At 67.4% G+C, this 15774-nt stretch carries 11 protein-coding genes and 1 pseudogene; 6 read left to right on the top strand and 6 right to left on the bottom strand.

Annotated elements, in window-relative coordinates:
• Positions 1–4: 4 nt before the first annotated feature.
• The 5 genes and pseudogenes from ABH933_RS13625 to ABH933_RS13605 all read right to left on the bottom strand — a co-directional run bounded on the left by ABH933_RS13625 (position 5) and on the right by ABH933_RS13605 (position 7723).
• On the bottom strand, positions 5–3268 hold the full coding sequence (locus tag ABH933_RS13625; protein ID WP_429423011.1) for a protein kinase domain-containing protein: 3264 nt from the start codon (positions 3266–3268) through the stop codon (positions 5–7).
• Between the two features lie 1214 nt (positions 3269–4482).
• The gene (locus tag ABH933_RS13620) at positions 4483–4995 is read right to left on the bottom strand and encodes a DUF1214 domain-containing protein (RefSeq protein WP_429423013.1); all 513 of its coding nucleotides are present in this window, start codon (positions 4993–4995) and stop codon (positions 4483–4485) included.
• Positions 4996–5038: 43 nt separating this feature from the next.
• Positions 5039–5236: pseudogene (locus ABH933_RS13615) on the bottom strand (DUF1254 domain-containing protein); the annotation flags it as partial.
• Between the two features lie 398 nt (positions 5237–5634).
• Positions 5635–6462: an SDR family NAD(P)-dependent oxidoreductase gene (locus ABH933_RS13610; protein ID WP_429423015.1), complete on the bottom strand. Its 828-nt coding sequence runs from the start codon at positions 6460–6462 to the stop codon at positions 5635–5637.
• Positions 6463–7108: 646 nt separating this feature from the next.
• The gene (locus tag ABH933_RS13605; RefSeq protein ID WP_429423017.1) at positions 7109–7723 is read right to left on the bottom strand and encodes a PadR family transcriptional regulator; all 615 of its coding nucleotides are present in this window, start codon (positions 7721–7723) and stop codon (positions 7109–7111) included.
• Positions 7724–7865: 142 nt separating this feature from the next.
• Between ABH933_RS13605 and ABH933_RS13600 the strand changes: the two genes are divergently transcribed.
• The 4 genes from ABH933_RS13600 to ABH933_RS13585 all read left to right on the top strand — a co-directional run bounded on the left by ABH933_RS13600 (position 7866) and on the right by ABH933_RS13585 (position 11798).
• The gene (locus tag ABH933_RS13600) at positions 7866–9068 is read left to right on the top strand and encodes an FAD-dependent monooxygenase (RefSeq protein WP_429423019.1); all 1203 of its coding nucleotides are present in this window, start codon (positions 7866–7868) and stop codon (positions 9066–9068) included.
• Positions 9069–9139: 71 nt separating this feature from the next.
• The gene (locus tag ABH933_RS13595; RefSeq protein ID WP_429423021.1) at positions 9140–9808 is read left to right on the top strand and encodes a DUF998 domain-containing protein; all 669 of its coding nucleotides are present in this window, start codon (positions 9140–9142) and stop codon (positions 9806–9808) included.
• 214 nt (positions 9809–10022) lie between these two features.
• Positions 10023–10409 (top strand): amidase family protein, encoded by a 387-nt coding sequence (locus ABH933_RS13590; RefSeq protein ID WP_429423023.1) that lies wholly within the window; start codon positions 10023–10025, stop codon positions 10407–10409.
• Positions 10410–10913: 504 nt separating this feature from the next.
• Positions 10914–11798: a hypothetical protein gene (locus ABH933_RS13585; protein WP_429423025.1), complete on the top strand. Its 885-nt coding sequence runs from the start codon at positions 10914–10916 to the stop codon at positions 11796–11798.
• 157 nt (positions 11799–11955) lie between these two features.
• On the opposite strand, the gene ychF is transcribed toward ABH933_RS13585, so the two are convergent.
• Entirely contained in the window at positions 11956–13035 is a 1080-nt protein-coding gene (ychF, locus tag ABH933_RS13580; protein ID WP_429423027.1) for a redox-regulated ATPase YchF, read from the bottom strand.
• A gap of 189 nt (positions 13036–13224) precedes the next feature.
• Between ychF and ABH933_RS13575 the strand changes: the two genes are divergently transcribed.
• Together ABH933_RS13575 and ABH933_RS13570 are read left to right on the top strand one after the other, a co-directional pair.
• Positions 13225–13875, top strand: coding sequence for an HAD family hydrolase (locus tag ABH933_RS13575; RefSeq protein WP_429423030.1), 651 nt, complete (start codon positions 13225–13227; stop codon positions 13873–13875).
• Positions 13876–13965: 90 nt separating this feature from the next.
• A complete protein-coding gene (locus ABH933_RS13570) occupies positions 13966–15714 on the top strand; it encodes a tetratricopeptide repeat protein (RefSeq protein WP_429423032.1) in 1749 nt (582 codons plus the stop codon).
• Positions 15715–15774 lie beyond the last annotated feature (60 nt).

Raw genomic sequence — 15774 nt, 5'->3', positions numbered from 1 at the left:
GCGATCAGCTCTCGCGTCCGGCCGCGTCCCCGATCCAGGCCGCAATCTGGGCGCGAGAGGTTAACTCGAGCTTGGCCAGGATGTGCGCGACGTGGGCATCTGCGGTGCGCTGGGAGATCACCAGCCGGGATGCAATCTGCTTGTTGGTGAGCCCTTCGGCGACCAGGTCCGCCACCTGGCGTTCACGTTTGGTCAATGTCGGCCGGCTGACGGGTGGCGTGCCGGCCGGTTGCTCTTCGTTCAGCGCGTAGGCGACCGCGGCGTTGATTCTCATTGCCCGGCCGCGTCGCCACGCCGCATCGAAGCGCGCTTCACCGAGTGCGCGACGCACGACACGCTCGCAGTCGAGGTGGGCCTCGACCATCTGCGGGAAGTAGATCGCCGCGCCGGGGGCGGTCCGCATCATATTCGCCGCAGCGCCCATCAGCACGGCGGCTCGCTGGTCGTCGGTGCCGGCCGCGATCCACGCCAGCACTTCGAGATCGAGCGCCGCGACGAGAAGGCTGCGCACGCGCTGGTTGAGCCGCAGCGATTCCCGCAGCAAATCCTGTGCGCGGGAGTTCTCACCCTGCTGCCACGCCGCGATTCCGGTCATCCCGAGAGCGGTCGACCGGAACAACAACTCGCCGGCCGCCTCTGTGATGGACAGGATCTGCTGATAGCACTCGACTGCCCGTCCGGTGTCGCCCTGCTGCGCGTGCGCCACACCGAGCAACAGCAACGCAGCAACGTGCAGACCCCCTCGCGGGTCGGAGCTCAGCACCTCGATGGCCCCATTGATGCACGACACCGCGCGCGCGGGCTCATCGAGATAGAGAGCTAGATCGCCCTCCGCATAGGCGATCAGCGCCTGATTCATGGGCGTGGGATCGCGCTCGGCGAGCACACGAACCTGCGCGAGCAGGGTGGCTGCCGTCTCGAGGTCCCATTGCCGCGTGGCCATGAAGACGCTGGCGTGCAGCGCCCGGACCTGGTCGGCTGTCGAACGAGCGCAGGGATGGGCCTGGGCGCGGTCGAGCCAGCGGCGGCCTTCACCGAACAAGCCGCGGAAACTCCAGAACACAAAGGAGGCGGCGGTGATGCGCAGCCCCGCTTCGGCTGACTGCTCGGTCGGGTCGGACATGCAGAATTCGAGCACCGCACGGATGTTCCCCTGCTCGCGATCGAGCCGGGACATCCAGTCGAGTTGCCGGTCGCTGATCCAGTCGGCCTCGGCATCGAGCACCAGCAGTTGGTACCAGTCCCGGTGCCGACGCTGCAGATCCTCCTCCGCACCGGCCTCCCGCAGCTTGTCCTGCCCGTAGTCCCGTACGGTGTCGAGCATCCGGAAGCGGACCACACCCTGGGGTTCTTCCCTGATCACAACCGATTTGTCCACCAGCCAGGACAGCACATCGAGCAGCTCCGCCGCCTCGGTATCGGCACCGCACACCGCCTCGACGGCGTCGAGTTCGAAACCACCGGCGAACACCGACAACCGGGCCCACAGCCGCTGCTCGGCCGGGGTGCACAGCTGATAGCTCCAGTCGATGCACCATCGCAGGGTCTGCTGCCGTGTCGGCGCGGTGCGGTGGCCCCGGGTGAGCAGCGCAAACCGGTCGGTGAGCCGCTGCAGAATCTGGTCCGGCGACATGGTGCGCATCCGAGCCGCCGCGAGTTCGATCGCCAGTGGCAACCCGTCCAGCCGGGAACAGATCCCGCCCACCGCGGCCTTGTTCTCCTCGGTCAGCGCGAAGCCGGGCACGACTGCCGCAGCGCGATCAGCGAACAGCGTCACCGCATCGTATTTGCGCAGCTCTCGCAGCGTCGGCTTGCGGTCGGCGGCAGGAACGCTCAGCGGCGGCAGTCGCCGCACCGCTTCTCCACCGATATCCAGCGGCTCGCGGCTGGTGACCAGGATCCGCAATCCTGGACACTCCGACAACAATGTCTCGGCCAGGCTTGCCATCGACTCGGCAACCTGCTCGCAATTGTCTACGACGAGCAGGGTTTCACGGGATCGCAGTAACTCGACCAGCGTGTCGTGGACCGGCCGGGCCGAATCGACCCGCACGCCCAGCACGGCGGCGACGATGGGAGCAACCAGCGACGGATCACGCACGTCGGCCAGATCGATCGCCCACACCCCATCGGCGAAATCGCGTCGAGCAGCCGAGGCCGCCCGCAGCGCCAGTCGGGTCTTGCCCACGCCGCCCATCCCGGCCAGCGTCACCAGCCTCGACACCGTCAGGAGGCGCTTGAGCTCGTTCAGCTCAGCGTGTCTGTTGACGAAGCTGGTCAACTCGGGCAGCGCGTTGCCGGTGCGTCCTATGGTTCGCGACGAGGTCGGCTGACGGTGCTGCGGCTCGTCGTCGCGAGCGTCGGCGGGACCGCTGCGCAGGGCCATCCCGCCTGCCGGGTAGCCGCAGCGTTGCTGCACCTGCCGGATGGCCTCGCCGAGCTCCGCTGCGGAGGGCCGCTGCTCAGGATCGCGGTGCATCGACGATTCCACGACGGCGCACACCTCGGCGGGGAAGCCGCTATCGCGCAGGTCCGCCACCGGCCCCTGACCGATCCGCACGAACTGGGCCACCAGTTGCTCGCCGCTGCGCCGCTCATAGGCAGCATGCCCGGTCAGCGCACAGAACAAGGTGGCACCGAGCCCGTAGACATCGGTGGCGGGAGTCGGAGTGCGGCCCTCGAGCACCTCCGGCGCGGTGAACGCCGGCGATGCCGACACAATGTCGGCAGCCGTTTCGAACCCGCCGGGGATGCGCGCGATTCCGAAGTCGGCCAGGGCGGGTTCACCGTAATCGGTGAACAGAATATTGCCCGGCTTCACATCGCGATGCACGATGCCCAGCCGATGCGCGCCCTCGAGCGCCCCGGCGATCCCGGCTCCGATCCGCAGCACGTCCTCCACCGGAAGCGGACCGCCCCGCCGGATCAGCGCATCCAGCGAGTCCAAGGGGTAATACGGCATGACCAGATAGGGCCGCCCGGCGCTGGTGACACCGACCTCCAGCACGGTGGCGATATTGGGATGCCCGGTCAGCACGCCCATCGCCCGCTGCTCCCGCACGAACCGCGCCTGGTTCTCCTCATCCAATTCCCCGGTCAGGACCTTCACCGCAACCGTGCGATTCAACCCCACCTGCCGACAGCGATAAACTGCGCCGAAACCGCCGCGACCGATCTCTTCGGCATCCTCGAAGCCGACCGCATGCAACTCCTCCGCTACCGTCATGCTCACGTGACGGCGGGTTCGGTTCGCGGCATCGTCGATCATCGGCCGCGCGCAATCCTCTCGGTATGGCTGTGAGCACCGGACATGATCGACTCACCTTTCGACTGTGCCCAGCCTATCGCCCATGACGAGCGGACATCCAGCTATTCAACGGATGCGGCACGGCATGTAGCGCTTTGCACTTGTCCAGGTCACCGCCGTTCCTTGTCGCCATCGCCCGACCAGGCCATGGCATCGATCTCCACCCGAAACGCCGGAGAAGCCAAGCCGCTCACGTACATCAGCGTCATACACGGAGAATGCGAACCGAAGAACTGGGCAAAAGCCGCGCTGCTCGACCGCCGAGTCCGGCACCGAGCCGTCGACGCGCATACCGATCTGCCCGGACAACACCAGCCACCGCCCGCCTGGCCCGAACTCGATCTGGTGCGTATACGCCGCCACCGGCGCATGAACTTCCCGCGGATTACGTTCGATCTTCGCAAGACTCGACCGTAAAGCTCCGCGGCCAGGATCGCACCATGGTCGACACCACCACCCCGACTCGCACTCGAGGACCAAGCCCCAGTCGACCGTGTCAGTTGGCGATCGTGCCGGTCTTGCGAACGCACGACATTGCGGCGACCCGTGCGTTGTCTCGCTTTTGGCCTGCTCGACGCCATGGCCGAATCACGCATCGAAAGGTGCTGGCAGCTGCTGAGCCTACTAGCGGCTACATCACTGAAACCCGGTGTGCCCGCCTTCAGATGGTTCACCGAAGCCCTCAGCGTGCACCGATAGTCGCGCACTTCGTCTGTTGTCAGGACCCCATCCTGCCGACAGACAACGGCACATGTCTTGTAAGAATGTCAGAGACGAACCCGCGGCACAGAACGCTGCGGGCCGAACGCCAGGCCGGATGCGTTGAAGTTGCTCGGTGACGAGGCGCTGGCCTACGACCCCAACCGCGCCACCCTATCGCCGCAGCCACATCTTCCGCGGGCCCCTACACCTGATGATCGACATCGACCGCATCACCACCCGCGGGGTCCGGTGACGTCCGTGTCGGCTGGGTCGCGCTGACCCAAACGGCCCACACCGCCGCCGACCACCAAAAAGACCGAGCCCCACCCGGATTCCGGATGGGGCTCAGCCGAGGAGCCCGATTCCGGGCGGGTGCCGAGTTTCCACCCTCAACCGGCTACGGACACCACGCGATCGGACGCCCCGTCTCGGCGGTTGCGAAATTCCGCAGCGAAAGCGATTGACGCGAACGCTCACTCGACCTTCGTGACCGGCGGCGGAGTCCAGTCGCCCGACAGTACTTGGGGCTTGGGCCAGTACATGCGCAGGTTCATCGAGAAGGGACCGGTCGCCGGTGCGGGCAGCCAGTTCGATTCCTTGTCCACGCCCGGCGAGTCGCGCTGGATGTAGAGGTCGAGCGAGCCGTCAGGGTTGAAGTGGAGTTTGTCGCGGTCGCCGATGGCGTACCGGTTGATCGGGTTGGCGGCGAAGAACTGATCCTCGTTGTACATCGTCAGCGACCAGAACCCGCGAACCGGAGGAATCTGGTCAGCGGCGAAGTGCATCATGTACCGGCCGGCACTGGTGAACGGCTTCCCGTCCCTGTCGGTGAACGCGACCGGATAGATCGCGTCCTCGATCGTGTTGGCGCCCAAGCCCGCAAACGCAATGCGTGCCCGTGCCCGGTAGTCGGTTCCGTAGGTGCCGATGCCGGTCATCCAGGTGCGCCACCCGTTCTGTGTAACACCGCTTTTGGGGGAGCTCACCATTCCATCCCTTCGCGGCAAGTACGATCGTCTGCTCCTGATTGCCGGTGGTGCGGCTGCCCGGTGAAGCGAAGACGTCGGTCCACATGTCCAGCATCTCGAGCAGGTGATAGCGCTCACCCGACGAGGGAACACGAATTGCGAGCGGTTCTTTCGATACGTCGAACCAGAGGCTCGAGTACAGGGTGTCGGCGTTGGGCCGGACGACCCTGGTGAAATTCGCGTCGGGGAAGGCCCGCATATTCTCGAACTGATTCATCGACGCCTTCTGCATGGATGCGCGACGCGTGAGCTCGGTGAGAACAAGCGGATAGGCGTAGGTGTAAGCATCGGCCGCGATTTCCCGGGCATCGTCTGCGGAGACCGGCGCCGGTGCCGCAGCGGCGGCGCCCGAACCGGAGTTCGTCGTATTCGCGGGTGACGACGTGCACGCTACCGCGCAGACCAGCAGGGCAATCGCGCAGACTCCTGCGATGCTGCTCCGGTAGCGCCTGCCGCCGATGGACGCGGTGGTGCTTGTCCGCTTCGAATGAGACACCGGATCTTCCCGGTGCCCGTCCGCACGGATCGGTGAGGAATCGGTCTTCGTGCGGCACTGGCGATGCTGGCGACGGTGGGCGGGCAGACACCCGCGCTGACTCACACCGCGACCTTCGCCATCTGCCGGGACAGCCACCGCGCCAGCGGCGGGATTGCCCGCGACAGGCCGTACATCAGGTGCGCCTCGGGGGCGATCGGAGCGACCGCCTTGTTCCCATCCACCGCGCGCAGAATGTTCAACGCGACCCGATCGGGCGTATAACCGCGTCTTGCGTACAGGGCGGCCATCTTCTCCTGGCGTGCCTCGGCATTGCCGCCACGGATCGGACTGCTGCTGGTGATCGCGGTGTTGATCACGCCGGGGCACACGGCAGTCACACCGATACCATGCTCCTGGAGTTCCATCCGCAGCGCCTCGGAAAGTCCGAAGACCGCGAATTTGGTTGCGCTGTAAGCGCTCAACACCGGACTGGCCAGAATGCCGGCCGCGGAGGAGACGTTGACGACATGCCCGCGGCCGCGCTCGATCATCGCGGGCAGAAATGCGGTATTGCCGTGGACCACACCCATCACATTGATTCCGATCAGCCGATCCCAGTCCGTCGGCGTCGTCTCCAGAAGCCCGGCGACCACACCGATGCCGGCGTTGTTGACCAGCAGGTCCACTCCGCCGAACCGCTCCAGCACCCCCTCGGCGAAGCTGGTCATCCGGTCCGCCTCAGTGACGTCGACGGTCTGGGTGTAGACCTCCACGCCGTTGGCGCGGGCGCTGATCGCGGTCTGATCCAGGCCGACGGTGTTCACGTCGCACAACGCCAGGCGGGCGCCGCGGCGGGCGCATGCCAACGCCAGCCCTCGGCCGATCCCGCTGCCCGCGCCGGTGATGACGACGACGCGGCCGGTGAGGTCCTTGGTGGACAGGGACATGTCGAGCTCCTTGATTTCACCGAGCAGGTGCGGGCGCGGACGGCGAAGCGATAGTCGTCCCTGCCACGGTGGTCTCCTCGGGTCGTGAGGCAGTGCCGACCAAATTAGGCAGAAATGCAACCCGGCTCTCGATCCACGGCAATAACGTTCGACCGGGGGCTTGTGCCGCCGCGACAGCCACCTCGCGCAGTTGTACCGCGATGACAGCTGCGTGCACTCACGTTGGCGTCCGGCGCGCGCCGTCCGAACCTGACCATGGCGCGGCACCGCCGACACGACAGACCCCTCACCCGGACACCGGATAGAGGCGCCAGCAGCGTGTCCACCAGCAGCAATACGCGCGCCGCCCTACTTTTTCGCAGGGCCACACGTTGAAGCGGAACTCGCCCCTCTTGACGTCCAATATCTGCACGGCAAACGCCCTGCTCGCACCTCGACTCACGTTCCGAAGCCGAATGACCTCTGCGCCTCACACCCCAATCCAACCGGTGCCGGCACCTCGTGAGGTCCGACCCTCCGGCCGCACCGCCAGGCTGGCTCTGGTGAACAAGATAACGGACATGTTCTGCGGGCCGTCGGGTTTGCCTGGATGGGGTTGTCGCCCAAGTGACCCAGTCTCTTTGACCCATTGGCCCAGTGATACCGGTCAGTCGAGTCCGGACTGTGTGGCGGACTCGGCGCGCGTCTGTTGCCACAGAGTCTGGTACGCGGGGTCGGACAGGGACTCGATCAGTCTGCTGACGAAGGTGTGCTCGGTCTCGAGCTGGGCCACCTGGTAGTCGTCCTCGACGAGGAATATCCAGGACAGGCCGCCCGCGCGAGCGGCGTCGCCCTCGGCGCGCAGTTCCGCGAGGGTCGCGGCCAGGGCGTCGCGCCGGGTGGCGAGCAGTTCGGCCGCTTCGGCGGGCGGCAGGCCTGCCAGCAGTGACAGCGCGACGCCGAAGCGGGGGTATTCGTTCTCCGGGTGCGCGAGCAGCGTCCGCATCCAGGCCACGTACTCGGCGCGGCCCGCGTCGGTGAGGGCGTAGACGGTCCGCTCGGGCCACCGGCTGTCGCGTACGGTGCCCTGCTCGGCGATGAATCCGGCGCGGGTCAGCTGCCCGATGACCATGTAGAGCGAGCCGCGGGTGTATTTGACGTGTCGGTCCGCCCTGGTCTCCTCCAGTCGCCGGGACAGCTCGTACGGATGTGCGGGGCCGGTCAGCAACCAGGCCATCACCACCAGCGCCAATGGGTTGGTCACCGTTCGCCGCTGCGCCATATGTCCGTGTCCTTCCGCCTCGATGCGTCCGTCCTGTCGACAACACTCTAGTTGACATCGACTAGTCATCCTCGTCTATCATTGGTTCATCTCAACTAGTTGATCTCAACTAGTCACTATCGGCTATTGGGAGGTGGATGTGATGGGAGCGGTACGGACGGCCATCGTGGCCGGCGGCGGCATCGCGGGCATGGCGGCGGCGATCGCACTGCGGAAGGCGGGCATCGAGGCGACGGTCTACGAGGCGCACCGCGGCAGTGCCGAGGGGGTCGGGGTGTTCCTGACGCTGGGCAGCAACGGCATCGACGCTTTGCGGACCCTCGGCGCGGAGCACGTCGCCATGGATATCGGCTTCCCGACGCCGGGCATCGCCCTGCGCAACAGCGCCGGGGACCTGCTCGGTTACAGCAGCACCGGGCTCGCGCTGGCCGACGGCACGGTCTCGCGGACCATGCGCCGGTCCGACCTGTACGCGGGGCTGTCGCAGGAGGCCGCGGCACGTGGCATCCGGATCGAATACGGCAACCGCGTCACCCGCGCCGAGCAGCACGGCGGCGGTGTGCGGGTGTGGTGCGCCGACGGCGCCGAGGCGACCGCGGACGTGGTGATCGGCGCGGACGGGGTGCATTCGACGGTGCGCGGGATCATCGACCCCGCCGCGCCGGCCCCGAAGTACTCCGGGCTGCTCACCACCGGCGGGTACGCCCGGCTCACGGAGACCGCCGCAGGCCACGGCGGCTACGAGATGATCTTCGGTCGCCGCGGCTTCGTCGGCTACGCCACCGCTCCGGACGGGGTGACCTGGTGGTTCGCGAATCTGCCGCACCGCGGTGAACCCGCGCGGGGCGCGGCGGCGGACACCGATGTCCAGCTCAGGCAGCGGTTGCGGGAGCTGTTCGCCGACGATCGCGGCCCGGCCCTGGCGCTGATCGAGGCCAGCCCGGAGATCGGCGCGCCGACGGCCGTCCACACCGTGCCCAAGCTGCGACGGTGGCAGCGCGGGCGCATGGTGGTCGTCGGCGACGCCGCCCACGCCCCATCGCCGACCTCGGGGCAGGGCGCGTCGCTGTCGATCGAGGACGCCGTGGTGCTCGCACAATGCCTGCGCGACAACGACGATGTGTCGGCCGCCCTCGCCCGCTTCGAAGCCGACCGCAAACCTCGTGCGCAGCAGATCATCCGGTGGGCCGCGCGCGCCAACAGCAGCAAGGCCGCCGGACCCGTCGCCGCCCGCATCCGCGACGCGATGATGCCGTCGCTGCTGCGGATGACCGTGCGCAGCAAGGCGTTCGGCGACATCTATCACCACCACCTGGACTGGGACACCGCGCGGGTCGCGCGCTGACACCTTCCGCCGCGATCTCGCGCGATCCGGCCCGACCACACGCCCGCACCACAACCCCGAAAGACCGCACCATGTTCGCATCGACCCGGCCACCGGCCGCCATCCCACCGACGCGGCGGCTCCTGCCGTTGACAGTCGCCGCGGGACCGCTCCTGTTCACCCTCGCATGGATCGTCCTGGGCTGTCTCAGCCCCGGATACACCCTCTGGGGCCACACCTTCACCCACTATTCCCCGATCAGCCAGTCCATCAGCGGACTGGGCATCGGCGTCACGGCCCCCTGGATGAACACCGCGTTCATCCTCTCCGGTCTACTGCTGAGCATCGGTGTCGTCGCGGTGTTCGACACCATCCCCGACCACCCGTCTCGCGCCCGGACCCGCCTGATCGTCCTGCTCGCCGCATCGGGCATCGGCGTGGTGATGGACGGCGTCTTCACGCTGCGCCAGATCATGCCCCACACCCTCGGATTCCTCCTCGCCGTCGGGACGCCGATCATCAGCTTCCCCATGACAGGCAGCTACCTGCGCAAACACCCCCGGTGGCGCAGCATCGGGACCCTGCTGCACGTCGCGGGTCCGCTCACCCTGCTGCTCACCATCGCCTATTTCGCCACCTTCACCCCGACCGCGGATGGAGCCGAACACGGCATCGCGGGACTGGTCGAGCGAGTCCTGGCCACCGAAGTCCTGCTCTGCTTCGCCATCCTCGGCATCCACGCAACAACCCGCAAGGCATAGCCGCGCGCCACGTCCCTGTCAGCGCGATCTGCGTGCGAGATTTCGACCGCGCCCTGGCCGCGGCGCGGCGGGCGGACCAGGCGCGCGCGGCCGGTGAAGACGGGGCGTTGCTCGGGATTCCGGTCACGGTCAAGGAGTCCTATAAACGTGGCCGGGCTGCCCACCACGTGGGCCGCAGTACGCGAACTATCTGCCCGTCGAGGACGCGGTGGCGGTGTCACGGTTGATGGCTGCGGGCGCGGTGATTCCCGGGAAGACGAACGTTCCGCTCATGCTGGCGGACTGGCAGAGCTTCAACGAGGTCTACGGCACCACCAACCACCCGTGGGATCACGGTCGCACCGCAGGTGGCTCCTCCGGTGGGTCGGCAGCGGCGCTGGCGTCGGGATTCGGCCCTTTGTCGATCGGCTCGGATCTCGCGGGTTCGCTGCGCAATCCGGCGCATTTCTGCGGTGTCTACGCACACAAGCCGACATTCGGGCTGGTGGCCACCCGCGGGATGGTGCCGCCCCCGCTGCGGCGCTGCCGGTGGAAGGCGACCTCGCCGTGTGTGGTCCGATGGCGCGCACCGCGGGCGACCTCACCTCGCTGCTGGAGGTGATGGCGGGACCGGACCCGCTGACACTCGGCGTCGCCTACGGTCTGGCATTGCCGCCCGCACGGCATCAGAGACTATGCGACTTCCGTGTCCTGGTTCTCGACCGGCATCCGCTTATCGCGACCGGGTCCGCGGTGCGGGCCGGGGTGAACCGAGTCGCCGACGCGCTCACGGCGGGCGGCGCCCGCGTCGAAGGCGACAGCCCGCCCCGATCTGACCGACGCCGCGACGCTGTATGTGCGGTTGCTGTGTGCCAACCTCGGCGCGCGCATCCCCGCCCAGACCTATGAGCAGTTGCGGCAGCGACGGTGAACACGCCCGTTTCAACAAGAGCACGCTAGTGCTTTGCCCCTCCCAAAGCCCGAGGGCCTGGGATGCGCGTGTTGTCGGGCAACCGGGATGAGTCGATGGCACAGCGGCGACGTGGCGAAGCACCCTGCGACTCCAGGTGGCTGGCACCGGGAAGGCCGGCCCTCGCCGATTCCGTCGTGGCTGTGGTCACCAGCTGTGGGCTCGTTGCTGGTGCTACTTCCGCTTGCCTCAGGGTTTGCCTTGTTTCAGGTCGGGCAGGGCGACAACCCGTGGTTAAAGGCTCATTCGGATAACTTCAATGCGTGGAGTGTCTGGGTCGGATGCACCTTTGCGATATGGATCGCCCTCGGCCTGCGGAGCCTCAGCCTGGTCGGGACCCTCCGGGCGCGTTTTCCGACAGCTATTCCCGTTCTCCGCCTGCTCGTCATGTACGTGCTCGCCGTGGTGTACGCCGTGGCGATCGGGGGCGTCTTGGTCATCGCGTGCGGAAAGCTGCCTGACCCGCTCGGGAACTCTGGCCCGCTCGAGCCCCACTTCACCGAGCGCGTCAAGGTGGTCGTCTTTCTCGGAGTCATCGCTACTGTGCCGACCGTGGTCGTTCTATGGCTGATAGCCGAGGCGCTGCAGTGGGCCCAAGACCTGCTCCAGATCAACACCTCCGATTCGGCAGGGCAGCGATTCGACGAGCTGCGCACCCTGTGGGGGTGTTCCATAGCCGCGCTCGGCGCACTGAGCCTCGCACTGTCTGCCGCGGTGGTCGTGGTCGCCGGATTGCAGAAATTCCTGAACTTTCAGGGGCAGGACGTCGTCCTGATTGGCGCGCTCCTCGCTGCCGTCTTCGTTGCGGTGTATATACCCACGTTTCTGGCTTGGCGCAGCCGAGCGCGCCAGCTCATCGACGCGGTATACCCGATGCCGCAAACAGGTAAGCCGGATGCGGGCTGGATCGAGGGGCGAGCACGCATGATGAAGCTCATCGGTCTCGACGTCGGACTCCCAACACGGCTTTCCAACGCCGTGGTGGCCCTCGCTCCGCTCGAAGTCGCTGTCCTCACTTGGTGGCTCGCACACAAACCTTGAACGGTCACCAAACCTCAGGACGTGCCGACACCCGGTGAAGCTGAACAGGCCAGCGGCGCCGGCGAAACGGCTGAGCCCCCACCCGGACACCACGTGAGGGCTCAGCAGAGTCTCCACCAGCAGCGATACGCGCGCTGCCCTACTTTTTCGCAGAGGCCTATACGTTGAAGCGGAATTCGACGACGTCGCCGTCGGCCATGACGTAGTCCTTGCCCTCCATGCGGACCTTGCCCGCGGACTTGGCCGCGGCCATGGAGCCCGCCTCGACCAGGTCGGTGAAGGCGACGATCTCGGCCTTGATGAAGCCGCGTTCGAAGTCGGTGTGGATGACGCCAGCGGCCTTGGGGGCCGTGTCGCCCTGGTGAATTGTCCAGGCGCGGGCCTCTTTCGGGCCCGCGGTCAGGTAGGTCTGCAGGCCCAGGGTGTGGAAGCCGGCACGGGCCAGGGCGTGCAGGCCCGGTTCGGTCTGGCCGATGGATTCCAGCAGTTCCATGGCGGATTCGGTATCGAGCTCGAGCAACTCGGCCTCGACCTTCGCGTCCAGGAACACCGCATCCGCCGGTGCCACAGCGGCTTTCAGCTCGGCGACCTTCGCCTCGTCGGTCAGGACCGACTCGTCGGCGTTGAAGACGTACAGGAACGGCTTGGTGGTGAGCAGCGAAAGCTCTTTCAGCAGTTCGGCATCCACCTTCGAGCCCGCGGCGAACAGGGTGGTGCCGCCGTTCAGGATCTCCTGCGCTGTCTTCGCGGCGTCGGCGACCGGCTTGCGGTCCTTCTTGACCTTGGCCTCCTTCTCCAACCGCACGACCGCCTTCTCGAGGGTCTGCAGGTCGGCCAGGATCAGCTCGGTCTCGATCACCTCGATGTCGGCGGAGGGATCCACCTTGCCGTCGACGTGCACCACATCGTCGTCGGCGAACACCCGCACCACCTGACAGATGGCGTCGGCCTCCCGGATGTTGGCCAGGAACTTGTTGCCGAGCCCGGCGCCCTCGGACGCGCCCTTCACGATGCCCGCGATGTCGACGAACGACACGGTCGCGGGCACGATGCGCTCGGAATGGAAGATCCCGGCGAGCTGGTCGAGCCGGGGGTCGGGCAGCGGGACCACGCCGACGTTGGGCTCGATGGTGGCGAACGGGTAGTTCGCGGCCAGCACGTCGTTCTTGGTCAGCGCGTTGAACAGCGTCGACTTTCCGACGTTGGGCAGGCCGACGATTCCGAGGGTGAGACTCACGAGAAAGAGAGTTTACGCGGCGGGCGAACCGCCTGTTCGCACGCCTTCGGTGAACGCGTGCGCGGCGGCCGGGTCCCCCGCGTCGGGCCGGTCCTCGCGGGCCCGCCGACGAGCTCGAGCGGCAGGATCACCCGGTCGATCCGAGGAAAGTCCCGTGCCCCGGGCCAGGCTGCCCGCTACGGTTGCTCAATGATTTCGGCAGTCGTCTTCGACGTCGGTGAGACCCTGGTCGACGAGACTCGCGGGTTCGAGGCGTGGGCGGATTGGCTCGGGGTTCCCCGGCTGACGTTCGCCACCGTGTTCGGTGCGGCGATCGCCGCCGGTCAGGACTTCCGGGAGGGCTTCAAGGTGTTCCGCCCGGACTTCGATCTGATCCGCGAGCGCCAGGCCCGGGCGGATGCCGGGCAACCGGAGACGTACGGTGAGCAGGACCTGTACCCGGATGCCCGCCCGGCGTTGTCCGCGCTGCGGGAGCTGGGAGTCTGGGTCGGCATCGTCGGCAATCAGACCGTGCGCTCCGGGCACATCCTGCGCGAGATGGACCTCCCGGCGGATTTCATTGCGACGTCCGAGGATTGGGGCGTCACCAAGCCCGCCGCCGAATTCTTCGCCAGGGTCGCCGAGGTGGCGCCGGGCAAGGCCGACGAGATCGTCTACGTCGGCGATCGTCTGGACAACGACATCGCACCGGCCAAGAAGGCCGGCATGCGCACGGTATTCATCCAGCGCGGCCCCTGGGGATGGCTGCACCGCAACGAACCCGAGCTCGCGGACCTGTCCGACTGGCGAATCCACAGCCTCACCGAACTGCCGGACATCGTTGCGACGGAGAATGATTGAGCTCGCACCCGCCGAGCACGCCGACACGATAAGCTCGATGGGAGGCCGCACGTCCGGGCGGTGAGATGATCGCAGCGAGGGGGAAATCCCGTGGCGGAGAATCGGAATCCCACGGACGGGGCGCCCACGCTGGCCGATGTGCTGACCGCGCTCGACGGGCAGCTCGCCACCGCGGCCGAGCGGATTCCGCGAACCGGTTGGTTCGTGCCGAGCACCGCCGAGTTGACGGTGCGGCTCCTGATCGACGCCGAGGACGGCGAGCCGCGGTTCCGCGTGGCCGGGCCGGACGCTGCGCGATCCGGCGAACTCACCACGCACACACTGAAACTCGTGCTGTCATCCGGCGCGGCCGAACCGCAGCCGACCGCACCGCACACGGCGCCGGCAGCACCGCCCGCCGAACGCGAGCCGGTTCCGATCGAAGTTCCGGAGCCGTCGGAGTCACCGGCCGAACCGCAGCAGACCACGGCGCAACCGCCGCAGGCCGAGCATCTCGAACTTCCCTCCGTCGAAGAGCCGGAACCCCTGCCCGCCAACCAATCCGGATCGATACCCGCCGTATCGCAGGACCGGCCGGTAGTTGCCGTCCCCGAGCCACCACAAACCCCTCCCGAACCTGTTTCGACCTCGATTCCGGAACCGGCAACCCCCGCCGAGCCACTCACCCCCGATCAGTACCAGCCCCCGGCACCGCTCCACGCCGACATCTTCGGGCCACCCAATCCGGCCGCCGTTCCTGCTGCGGAACCTCAAATCCCCACCGCCGGTGCACCTTCGGATCGCGGCGACCGCCAGACCGAGATCATCACGATGTACGAGCGCGTCCTGGCCGACCGCGAGCGGGTATTGGGCCCGCTGCATCGCGAAACACTGATCTCCGCGGCCAATCTGGCCCGCGCCTACCGCGAATCCGGCCGCTTCACCGAGGCCGTCGACCTGTACGAACGGGTACTCACCGACAGCGAACACACCTTCGGCCCACAGGATTCCGACACCCTGATCTTCCGCGGCAACCTGGCCCGGAGCCTGCGGGAGGCCGGGCGGATCGATGAGGCGATCGAGGTGTACGAGCGCACCCTCGCCGACTCCGAACAGGGCTACGGCGCCGACCACAAGGACACCCTCACCTCGCGCCACAACCTGGCCCTGGCCTACCGCGAGGGCGGCCGGCTCGACGAAGCCATCGATCTGTACCGGATCACCCTCGCCGCCAGCGAGCGACTGCTCGGGCCCGAGAATCCCAGCACGCTGATCACCTGTGAGTCACTGGCCTCGGCCCTGCGGGAGGCCGGGCGCACCGACGAGGCCACCGGGCTCGACGAGCGCCTGCTGGCCGCGCGCGAACGCATCCTCGGCCCCGAGCACACCGACACTCTCTACTCCATGGTCACCCTGGCCTCCGACCGTGCCGCCGCACGCCGCACGGCCGATGCCATCGCCCTGTTCGAGCGGGTGCTGCACACCGGAGAGCGCACGCTCGGCGCGGAGCATCCCATTACCGAGCGCGCCCGGCTGGGCCTGGCCTTCGCCTATGCGGATTCCGGGCAGGCGGGCCGGGCCGTCGAACTGTTCCAGCACATCCTGACCGCGCGCGAACGCGAGCTCGGCCCGGACCATCCCCACACCCTCGTCGCCCGCAACAACCTTGCCGTCGCCTACCACGAGGCAGGACGCTTCGCCGACGCGATGGAGACCCACGCCCGCACGGTCGAGGACCGCGAACGCATCCTGGGCCCGGATCACCCAGACACCGTCAAATCCCGCGAGCATCTGGCGTACAGCTATGAGGCACAACTGAAATCAGCGTCGGTAGGTCCGCAACCGAGTTCCGGGCAATAGCCCCGGAATCCGGCGTTACCCCGAGGCCGTCGCGCCACTCGTCCGTATCCGAGGGCCGAC

The organism is Nocardia sp. GP40 (assembly GCF_050434125.1).
Lineage (GTDB): Bacteria > Actinomycetota > Actinomycetes > Mycobacteriales > Mycobacteriaceae > Nocardia > Nocardia albiluteola.
Note: the sequence above shows the minus strand (reverse complement) of the source record. Positions and strands in the feature narration are given on the sequence as shown.